The sequence below is a fragment of the Burkholderia sp. WTPI3 genome, assembly GCF_021483755.1.
In the GTDB taxonomy this organism is placed as follows: Bacteria; Pseudomonadota; Gammaproteobacteria; order Burkholderiales; family Burkholderiaceae; genus Burkholderia.
On the sequence record NZ_JAGIXF010000055.1, the window covers coordinates 39,110 to 48,948 of the forward strand.

10 protein-coding genes are annotated in these 9,839 nt (G+C 67.9%); 4 read left to right on the plus strand and 6 right to left on the minus strand.

The window, feature by feature from the left end:
• Positions 1-2: 2 nt before the first annotated feature.
• The 3 genes from J7024_RS25495 to J7024_RS25505 are packed head-to-tail and all read right to left on the minus strand — an operon-like array spanning position 3 to position 1,707.
• Positions 3-272, minus strand: coding sequence for an MmoB/DmpM family protein (locus J7024_RS25495; RefSeq protein ID WP_124829718.1), 270 nt, complete (start codon positions 270-272; stop codon positions 3-5).
• 36 nt (positions 273-308) lie between these two features.
• Complete coding sequence (locus tag J7024_RS25500; protein ID WP_124829719.1) at positions 309-1,304, minus strand: phenol hydroxylase; 996 nt, start codon at positions 1,302-1,304, stop codon at positions 309-311.
• 16 nt (positions 1,305-1,320) lie between these two features.
• Positions 1,321-1,707 (minus strand): phenol hydroxylase subunit, encoded by a 387-nt coding sequence (locus J7024_RS25505; RefSeq protein WP_233410062.1) that lies wholly within the window; start codon positions 1,705-1,707, stop codon positions 1,321-1,323.
• Positions 1,708-1,837: 130 nt separating this feature from the next.
• Here J7024_RS25505 and J7024_RS25510 point away from each other — a divergent pair, with 130 nt between their 5' ends.
• Positions 1,838-3,526 (plus strand): sigma-54-dependent Fis family transcriptional regulator, encoded by a 1,689-nt coding sequence (locus J7024_RS25510; protein WP_124829720.1) that lies wholly within the window; start codon positions 1,838-1,840, stop codon positions 3,524-3,526.
• Position 3,527: 1 nt separating this feature from the next.
• A complete protein-coding gene (locus J7024_RS25515; protein WP_124829721.1) occupies positions 3,528-4,268 on the plus strand; it encodes a GntR family transcriptional regulator in 741 nt (246 codons plus the stop codon).
• 13 nt (positions 4,269-4,281) lie between these two features.
• Here the strand turns inward: J7024_RS25515 and J7024_RS25520 are convergent, their stop codons facing one another.
• Entirely contained in the window at positions 4,282-5,106 is an 825-nt protein-coding gene (locus tag J7024_RS25520; protein ID WP_124829722.1) for a phosphate/phosphite/phosphonate ABC transporter substrate-binding protein, read from the minus strand.
• Positions 5,107-5,374: 268 nt separating this feature from the next.
• Here J7024_RS25520 and J7024_RS25525 point away from each other — a divergent pair, with 268 nt between their 5' ends.
• Positions 5,375-6,400, plus strand: a complete 1,026-nt coding sequence (locus J7024_RS25525) for a fatty acid desaturase (RefSeq protein WP_124829723.1) — start codon at positions 5,375-5,377, stop codon at positions 6,398-6,400.
• Positions 6,401-6,427: 27 nt separating this feature from the next.
• Here J7024_RS25525 and J7024_RS25530 read toward each other — a convergent pair whose 3' ends face one another.
• Entirely contained in the window at positions 6,428-7,327 is a 900-nt protein-coding gene (locus tag J7024_RS25530) for a LysR family transcriptional regulator (protein ID WP_124829724.1), read from the minus strand.
• 159 nt (positions 7,328-7,486) lie between these two features.
• Between J7024_RS25530 and J7024_RS25535 the strand changes: the two genes are divergently transcribed.
• Positions 7,487-8,689: a benzoate/H(+) symporter BenE family transporter gene (locus J7024_RS25535; protein ID WP_234745572.1), complete on the plus strand. Its 1,203-nt coding sequence runs from the start codon at positions 7,487-7,489 to the stop codon at positions 8,687-8,689.
• Between the two features lie 34 nt (positions 8,690-8,723).
• Here J7024_RS25535 and J7024_RS25540 read toward each other — a convergent pair whose 3' ends face one another.
• Entirely contained in the window at positions 8,724-9,611 is an 888-nt protein-coding gene (locus J7024_RS25540; RefSeq protein WP_124829726.1) for an NmrA family NAD(P)-binding protein, read from the minus strand.
• Between the last annotated feature and the right edge of the window lie 228 nt (positions 9,612-9,839).

Sequence of the window (9,839 nt, forward strand, 5' to 3'; positions counted from 1 at the left end):
GTTCAGTGCGACCAGCTCAGCGTGAACTCGTCGTCGTCCTCGTCGATGTGGCCGGACAGCGTGATCAGGTTGACCTGAAGCTGCTGCAGGTCGAAGCGCGTGCCGGTCAGCTCCTCGATCGTTTCGCGGCGGATCGTCAGCCGGTCCGGCGCGTCGATCTTGACCATGCCGGGCGACTCGACCACCACCGCGCGCGGGTTGTCGGCGACGATCGCCTCCACTATCGGTCTGGAGTCCTCATTGGCCTGAAAGGCGATGAATACGTTGGACATGCTGGCTTTCCTTGGGTTAGGGGAGGGTTCCCGTCGTCAGAGCGCAATGCCGAGCTTGGCAACGCGCGCCTGGAACTGCTCGCGCACTTCGTCGAGCGCGGCCCGGCCGGCGTCCTGCAGCGCGCGTGCCGCCACCGGTGCAAGCGCGGCATCGGCGCGCGCGGACCAGTCGTGCGTCCAGCGTGCGAGCAGCGCGCGGTTGTCGTCGGATTCGGCGGCCATCGTCTTCACGACCGCGTCGATCCAGCGGTTCGATTCGGTGTGCCACTCGGGCATGAACGCGGTCAGCATCGCGACCGCCGAGCCGCCTTCGAGCGCAATCCGTTCGTCGACGAAGCGGTCGTAGACGAGCGGATACAGCAGGCCGTCGAGCGCGAGGTTCTGCGCGATGAACAGCTCGACCGGATCGGTCACGACCAGCGTGTCCTCGACGTAGCGGCGCAGCGGTTGCCAGGCGGCGTCGTTGGTCCAGGCCGCCTTGGCCGCGTCCAGCACGTCGGGCTCGGCCATCGCGAGCGCGAGACGCGTGAGGTACTGCGCGACGCCGAGGTTGTCCATCGCATGGAACATCGCGGGCGCCGTGAACACCGTGCCGTAGCCGAGCGCGCAGATCTGCGCGTTGTTCATGTTCGCGCCCCACGCGGCGTGGCGCAGCGGCACCAGCACGTCGAGCGCCCGCGCGGCCACGTCGTCGCGCATCAGGCCGATCATCCGGCGCGATTCGACGAACTCGAAGTTCGACTCCATCGCATCCTGCTGGCGCGCCCGCGCCGTCGCCCACGATGCGTAATAGAACTGGCGCGGATCCTTCAGCACGTACCAGTTCGCCATCCGGATCGCCGAGCGCGACGGATCGAAGATCTCGTAGTCCGGATCCCAGGTCGGCCGATAATGGAAGTTCGCCTGGGGCTGCGCGCCCATCATGCCTTCCTGGTAGCGCGTCGCCGTCTTGTCGCCGCCGATGTTCTGCGCGACATGCGCAAAGGTGTGCCGGAGCGGCTTGATGTCGACTGTCTTCAGCTCGATGGTCACTTCTTGCTCCTCAAGGTCATGGGTTCGCTTCGACGTCGAGCCGCGTCACCCGTTGTTCGCGGCAGAACGCATCGAAGGCGGCAGGAGACAACGTCAGCTCGACGAACAGTTCCGGCGCGCCGCCGATCGACAACTCGAATTCGACGAAGCCGCGGACATTCGTGCCGGTCACGCGGACGCACTTGCGGCCGGGATCGAGCGGGGAAGGATCGGTGTGGTGCTGATTCATGATCGGTGTCGCCTCCATGCCGGACTTCAATGCAGCATCCATGCCACGTTCGGCCGGGGCAGCAAAAAATCTCGATAATTCAGGGAAAGCCCTGACGCGCAGTTCAATTTCGCGACCCACAATAGCGGTTAACCAGAACGGAAAACAGGCGTCGGCGATCGCGCCAAACCTCATATCCGGCGGCCTTTTTCATCATTTGAGCAACCCGCTTCGGCGCATTTGATGAAATGATCAAATCGATGTACCCGCCGCGGCGCCGATCGACAAAATTATTGAAATCACGAGAAATCTCGATGGAGGAGACATGACGCGGCCCAGCCTGCCCCCTTTGCCGCCGGACACCGACCTGCGCAAGCTGATCCATTTTTCGGCGAGCGACGGTCGCATCTGGCTGGCCGGACAGCGGATGGTGCTGCTGCATGCCGGCGCGCTGGCGACGCTGCGCCAGGAGCTGATGGAAAGCGTCGGCCCCGCGCAGACCCGGCGTTTCTTCACCCGGGTCGGCTTCGCCGCGGGCGAACGCGACGCGGCGCTCGCCCGCGAGATCCGCAGCGGCGCATCGCTATTCGACATGTTTCATGTCGGCCCCCAGCTGCACATGCTCGAAGGCGCGGTGCAGGTCACGCCGCTGCGCTTCGAGGCCGATCCCGCGACGGGCGCGTTCTACTGCGAATACCGCTGGGAACACTCGTGGGAGGCCGACGTGCACCGCCGCACGTTCGGACCGCAGCCCGAACCCGTGTGCTGGATGCTGATCGGCTATGCGACCGGCTACACGAGCGCCTTCATCGGCCGGACGATCCTGTTCAAGGAAACGTCCTGCGTGGGTATGCACGACCCGCACTGCACGATCGTCGGCAAGCCGGCCGACGAATGGCCCGACGCGGAAGAGATTTCGTCGTGGTTCAAGGCCGACTCGCTGATCAACACGATCCGCGACCTGCAGACCGAGGTCGAATCTCTGCGCCTGGAGATGACACCCGACGACGGCCGGACCCGGCTCGTCGGGCGCTCCGATGCGTTTCGCGCCGCCTATGCGCTGCTGGAGACGGCTGCGCCGACCAAGGTCGCCGTGCTGCTCACCGGAGAAACGGGCGTCGGCAAGGAGCGCTTCGCGCGCGCGCTGCACAGCCTCAGCCCGCGGGCAGCGAAGCCGTTCGTCGCGATCAACTGCGCGGCCATTCCGCATGCGCTGATCGAGTCCGAACTGTTCGGTGCGGAGAAAGGCGCGTTCACCGGCTCGCAAGCCGCGCGCGCCGGGCGTTTCGAGCGTGCGGACGGCGGTACGCTGTTTCTCGACGAAATCGGCGAGTTGCCGCTCGACGTGCAGGCGAAGCTGCTGCGCGTGCTCCAGGAGGGCGAGGTCGAACGGCTCGGCGCGACCAACGGCAGGAAGGTGGACGTGCGCGTCGTCGCGGCAACCAACCGCGATCTCGAACAGGCCGTGCGGGACGGCACGTTCCGCGCCGACCTCTACTACCGGATCAACGTGTACCCGGTGCTGATTCCGCCGCTGCGCGAACGGCAGGACGACATCGCGCCGCTCGCCGACGCGATGCTCGAACGCTTCGCGGCGCTGCACGGCAAGCCCGCGCCGACGCTGACCGACTACGCGTACGATGCGCTGCGCGGCTACCGCTGGCCCGGCAACGTGCGCGAGCTCGAGAACCTGATCGAGCGCGCGGTGATCCTGTCGCGCCCGAACCGTCCGGTCGACGCGAAGGACCTGTTCCCCGGCGTCGGCTCGCCCGGCGGCGCGACGGTCGACCGGGCCGGGCAGATCCGGCCGGCGACCGCGATGTCGATCGACTGCGCAACGATCCTCGATCAGTTGCAGGGCAGCGGCGGGCTCGACGGCCTCGAGCGCGCGCTGCTGCACGAAGCCGTCGACCGCGCGAACGGCAACCTGTCGGCCGCCGCGCGCCTGCTCGGCCTGACGCGCGCGCAGCTCAGCTATCGCCTCAACCGCAAACAGGATCAGGAGGACGCGTGACATGAACACCATCCTGCCCGCCCATCCGTTCGACGACGCCTTGCCGGCGCTCGAACCGGCCGCCGCCGACGACACCGAACCGCACGCCCGCACGCTCAGCGAGCACGCGTATCACCAGCTCCGGCAGCACATCATCGAAGGGCATTACCCGCCCGGCGCGAAGCTGCGCGTCGAACACCTGAAGGACGTGTACGGCGTCGGGGCCGGCACGCTGCGCGAGGCGCTCACGCGGCTCGTCAGCGATGCGCTGGTCGTGGCCGAAGGGCAGCGCGGGTTTCGCGTCACGCCGATGTCGGTCGACGATCTGGAAGCGATCACGCGGCTGCGCATTCATATCGAAGTCGATGCGCTGCGCGACTCGGTGCGGCGCGGCGACGACGCGTGGGCGCACCGCGTGCGCCAGAGCTTCGACATGCTGTCGGCGTGGGAGCAGCCGGTGTCGATCGAGCACCGCGCCGCGTGGGAAGCGTGCAACCGGCGCTTTCACGAAGCGCTGATCTCGGCGGCCGCGACGCCGTGGACCTACCTGATCCTGCGCATGCTCTCGCAGCAGAGCGAACGCTACCGGCGCGTATGCATCGGGCTCGGCGATTCGAAGCGCGACGTGCATGCGGAGCACACGTGCCTGTTCGAAGCCGCGATGCGCCGCGCCGATGCGCGCGCCGCCCTCGCACTCGAAGACCATATCGGCGCGACGCTTGCGGTAGTGCGCAATGCGCCGCCCGGTACGTTGCCGTTTTAGGACGACGCCCCGCTCACGCGAGCTCGGGATACCCGTGCGCGGCGGCGTCCTGCTCGAAGCGGTCGATCGCGTCGTACGCGCCGGGCGACAACCGCTCGAACCCCGTCAGCCGCAGCACGCCCGCGCGTTGCGGATCGGCCGCAACCGCATGATCCAGCGCCGCCTGCAACGCGTGCACGCGCGCTCCGTCGAGCGCCTTCGACGCGATGAACGGCAATCCCGGCGCGGTCGCCGTCGCGCCGACGATCCGGATGTCGTTCAACCGCTCGGGTAGCGCGTCGCGCACATACGCGAACGTCACGCAGTCGATCGCCGCACAGTCGGCGTCGCCGGCGGCCAGTGCCTGCAGCACGCCCAGGTGCGAGCCGAATGTCTGCACGGAACCGAAGAAGCGCCCGTCATGCGCATGCGGCGCGACCGCATGCCGGAATGCATTCATCCCGCTGTGCGAGTCGCGCCCGTTCAATGCGGCGCGCAACCCGCGACAGCCGGCCAGCGTCGTCGCGCCGCCGTCATGCACCCGCGCCGACACGACCAGCATGCTGCTGTAGTGCGCGCCGTCGCAACCCGGCGCATCGAAAGCCGGCGTCGCGATCAACCGCACGGCATCGCGTAATCCGAGCATCCGGTACGGATAGCCGCATGTCTGCGACAGCAGCAGGTCGCCGCGCCGCCACAGCGCGTGCAGATCGTCGAACGGCTCGACGGGCAGCGCAACGCCGGCAGGGCCGCCGGTGCGCGCGAACGCGTGGAGCGCGTCGCGCAGCAACGCGCGCCACAGTGCGGCGTGGCGCGGCGTCACGTTGTACATCGGCAGTGCGGCGATCCATGAGCTCATGCGGGCATTCTATGCATCGTCGGGCACGCGGCGTCAACCGGTTCGCGTACCGTAACGGGCGTCGGAGCCGGCACGGCGCGCGCCAAAGCTTATCGGCTCGGCAGCGATAAGCAAATCCGAATCGATTGGTTTGGCTCACGACGCAGGCCCGATATCGTTCGCATACGAATACGCGCCGGCAGGCGCCGCGAGCCGGCAGGTAGCGCCCGATCCGGCCCCGCTCGATCCTCCGCGTCCCGCACCGCCTCCGATCCGTCCCCGTCAGCACATGGCCGAATACTTCGATGTCGACCACGCGCGCGCGATCGCCGCGCTGGACGCCCGCTTCACTGCCCGCACCGAGTGGCCGACCTGGCTGCTCGTCGTCGCGATCTACGGCGGCTGGCTTGCCGTGCTGCTGCTCTTGCGCGCGGAGCGCCTGTCGCTCGCGGCCGCGACGCCGCCGCTGATCCTGCTCGGCGCGTGGCACATGTCGCTGCAGCACGAACTGCTGCACGGCCATCCGACGCGTTCCCCGTTCGTGAACCGGCTGCTCGGCTATCCGCCGCTGACGGTCTGGTATCCGTACACGCTGTATCGCGACACGCACCTCGACCATCACCGCGACGAAGACCTGACCGTGCCGGGCGTCGATCCGGAAACCAACTACGTGTCGCGCGACCGGTGGGTGCAGCTGCCGCGCTGGCGTCGCGCACTCACCGTTGCGCGTACAACCTTCGTCGGACGACTGGCATTCGGTCCGCCGACGAGCGTCGCGGCGATGTTCGTCGACGCGTTCGCCTCGCTTCGACACGGGGACTTCCGCTATCTGCCGATGTGGCTGACGCACGCGGCGAGCGTGGCCGCACTGCTCGCTTGGCTGCAGTGGTCGATCGGCGTGCCGTGGTGGTACTACCTGCTGGCGATCACATGGCCCGCGCTGTCGCTCGCGATGATCCGCTCGCTGTTCGAGCATCGCGCCGCGCCGCATCCGAAGGCGCGCATCGCGATCAACGAAGCCGGCTTCGCGATGCGGCTGCTGTACCTGAACAACAACTATCACCTCGTTCATCACGACCTGCCGAAGCTGCCGTGGTATGACCTGCCGCGCGCGTACCGGATGCGGCGCGATGCGTATGCGGAGAAATGCGGCGGTTTCGTGATTCGCGGCGGCTATCGCGAACTGCTGGCGCGCCATGCGTGGACGCCGACCGATGCGCCCGTGCATCCGTTCGATCGCGGCACGGCGTCGCTGTCGACCGGAAGCGGCGCGCAGGTGGCCACCGTCGACGGCTATCCCCGGATCAGTACGTGACGGCTCGCCGGGCCTGCGTCGCCGGTGTCACCAGGCGCGCTCGCGCACCAGCTCGCCGATCCAGTCGATGAACACCCGCAGCCGCGGCGACAGATGGCCGCGATGCGGATACAGCACCGACAGCGGCAACGGCGGCGGGCGCAGCCGCGTAAGGATCGCCGTCAGCGTGCCGCCGCGCAGCTTCTCCACCACGTGATAGCGCGGCACCTGAATGATCCCGAGCCCGGCCTCGCAGGCCGTCACGTATGCGTCGCCGTTGTTGACCGACACCGATGCGGGCAGCTCCGTCGTCCGAGCGTTGCCGTCCGTGCCGAACACGAGCGGCACGCGCTTGCCGCTCGACGCCGACACATACGCGACTTCCCGATGCTTCGCGAGATCGGCGAGATTGCGCGGCCGGCCATGCGCGGCCAGATAACCGGGGCTCGCGCACGTGACCTGCTCGAGCAGGCCGACGCGGCGCGCAACCAGCGACGAATCGGTCAGCTCGCCGATCCGCACGACGCAGTCGACGCTTTCCCGCGCGAGATCGACGCGGCGGTCGCCGACGCTGATGTCGAGCGTGACCTGCGGATAGCGCATGAAGAATTCGGGGAGCGCCGGAATCACGACGAGCCGCGCGAACGAACTCGCGAGATCGACCTTCAGCGCGCCCTGCGGATGGCGCGCCGCGTGCGAGAACGACGCTTCCGCCTCGTCGATCCCGTCCAGGATATCCACGCAGCGCCGGTAGTAAGCCGCACCGTCGACCGTCGCGCTCACATGCCGCGTCGTGCGCACCAGCAGCCGCGCGCCAAGATGCGACTCGAGCTGCTTCATGATCTGCGTGGCCGACGCACGCTGCATGCCGAGCTGCTGCGCGGCGCGCGTGAAGCTGCCGGAATCGACGATGCACGTGAAGAGCCGCATCGCCAGCAATCTGTCCATCTCGTTCGCCCTGACTGTTTATCAAAAGTAAACAGTGTTGATATCTGTCGATGAATTGTCAATTCCATCGACAGCGCCGAAAATATCGGCACCTCCGGGCTATCAGACAACCTTCCGCCGTGGATCCGGCCCCCGGCCGCGCGCGTTACCCCTATGACGATGCAACCGAACACCTCGCCCGGCGCGATCCGCTCGATCGGCAACGACTGGTCCATCTCCGCGATTACCGCGGGCTTTCTCGCGGTCCTGATTTCGTACGCGGGCCCACTCGCGATCTTCTTCCAGGCCGCGCAGGCCGCGCATGCGTCCAATGCGATGGTGTCGTCGTGGGTCTGGGCGATCTCGATCGGCGCCGGCGTGTCGGGCCTGTTCGCGAGCTGGAAGCTGAAGGTGCCGGTGATCACCGCATGGTCGGCGCCCGGCACCGCGCTGCTCGTCGGCCTCTTTCCGCAACTGACGCTGAACCAGGCCGTCGGCGCGTACATCACCGCCGCGCTGATCATCCTCGCGATCGGCATCACCGGCTATTTCGACCGCCTCGTGCGCCACATTCCGCGCGGCATCGCGTGCGGGATGATGGCCGGCATCCTGCTGCCGTTCGGCATGCACGCGTTCTCCGCCGCCACCGCGCAGCCGGTGCTCGGATTCGGGATGATCGCCGCGTACGTGATCTTCAAGCGCGTGCTGCCGCGCTACAGCATCGTGCTCGTGCTGCTGACCGGCGCCGCGCTCGCGACGCTGCTCGGGATGACGCATCTCGGCAACGTGACGCCGAGCATCGCGCGGCCGATCTTCATCGCGCCCGAATGGACGCTCGGCACGACACTCAGCCTCGCGCTGCCGCTCGTCGTCGTGAGTCTCACCGGCCAGTTTCTGCCGGGCATGGCGATCCTGCGCGTGTCGGGCTACCACACGCCCGCGCGGCCGATCATCACCGCGACCAGCGTGATGTCGCTCGTCGTCGCGTGCTTCGGCGGGATCACGATCGTCGTCGCGGCGATCACCGCGGCGCTGTGCACGGGCAAGGATTCGCACGAGGATCCGGACCGGCGCTATATCGCGGGCATCGCGAACGGCGTGATCTACCTGATCGGCGGGTTCTTCGCGGGCACGATCGTCACGCTGTTCTTCGCGCTGCCGAAGGCGTTCGTCGCGATCCTCGCCGGGCTCGCGCTGATCGGCGCAATTGGGTCGAACGTGCACGGGATCTTCGAAGACGAGGCGCACCGCGAAGCGTCGGTGATCACGTTCCTCGCAACCGCGTCGGGGATGACGTGGCTCGGGCTCGGGTCCGCGTTCTGGGGGATCGTGATCGGGTCGGTGGCGTATGTGGTGACCAGCAGGACGCAGCGGCAGGCGTAACGCGCATCGCGCACGCCTTCAGCCGCCGCTTCGCTCAGCGCCCGTCCCGGCGCAGCAGTTGCGCGAGCACATCCTCCGGCGACGTCGCGCCGTATAGCCGCTCCGACACGCCGGCTTCCACGTCGATCTGCCCCGCGTTGTGCACGTCGTAGAGATCGACGATCAACTGCGCATGGCGTTCGCCGAGCCCCGCGCGCAGCAGCGTTGCGGTCCATGCGTCGCGCGGCAGTTCGCGTGCGACGATCTCGCGCCCGGCCGCCGCGCCGAGTGTTGCCGCGATATCCCGCACGCTCACGCGCCGCGGCCCTTCGATGCTGACGATGCGCGGTCCGTTGCCCGGTTGCGCCGGATCGAGCAGCAGCCGTGCCGCCGCGACACCCACGTCGGGCGCCCAGACCGTCGGAAACATCTTGTCGACCGGATGATGAAAGCTCGGCAACACGCCGGTGCCGAGCGCGACCGGCAGCACGCGTGCCCAGTTCTGCAGGTGTTCGGCCGCGCGCAGCAGCGTGAGCCGGGTCGGCACCGTTTTCAGCTTCTCTTCCATACGATGAAAGAGCCGCGTGATGCCCGTGTTGCCGTCGCGCTCGGCACCGTAGTCCGACAGCGCGAGCAGTAGCGGCGGCGGGTCCGCGACGAGTGCGCCGGTCGCGATGTCGATCGTCCGTTCCATCGTTGCGGCCGGGTCGCTGTCGGCGACGGGCACCGGACACAGCATCTGCACCGCTTGCGCGCCCGCAATCGCTGCGGCGACCGCCGGGGCATCCGTCAAATCGGCGAGCGCGACGTCGCAGCCGAGCTGCGCGAAGCGTTCGCGGTGGCGCGCGTCGCGCAGCACCGCGCGCACGGGGTGCCCTGCGCGGCGCAGGGTCGTTACAGTCGACAGGCCGACGTTGCCTGATGCACCGAAAATCACGAACACGATCCGCTCCTGGGGGATGAAGGCAGGGTGATTGTCGGCACGCGCGGCCGTGATGGCGCGCAGGGATGGATAAAGCGGAACAGGAAAGGATGACGGATCAGGCGGCTGTCGGGTTCGTCCGCATGGCAGGCGGAGTCATTGTCGAACAGACTGATTTTTGTCGGCATGCCCATGCCCGACGGCCAGCGGATTCACCGACCGCCGGCCCGCGCGGAGCACCTGCCTGCC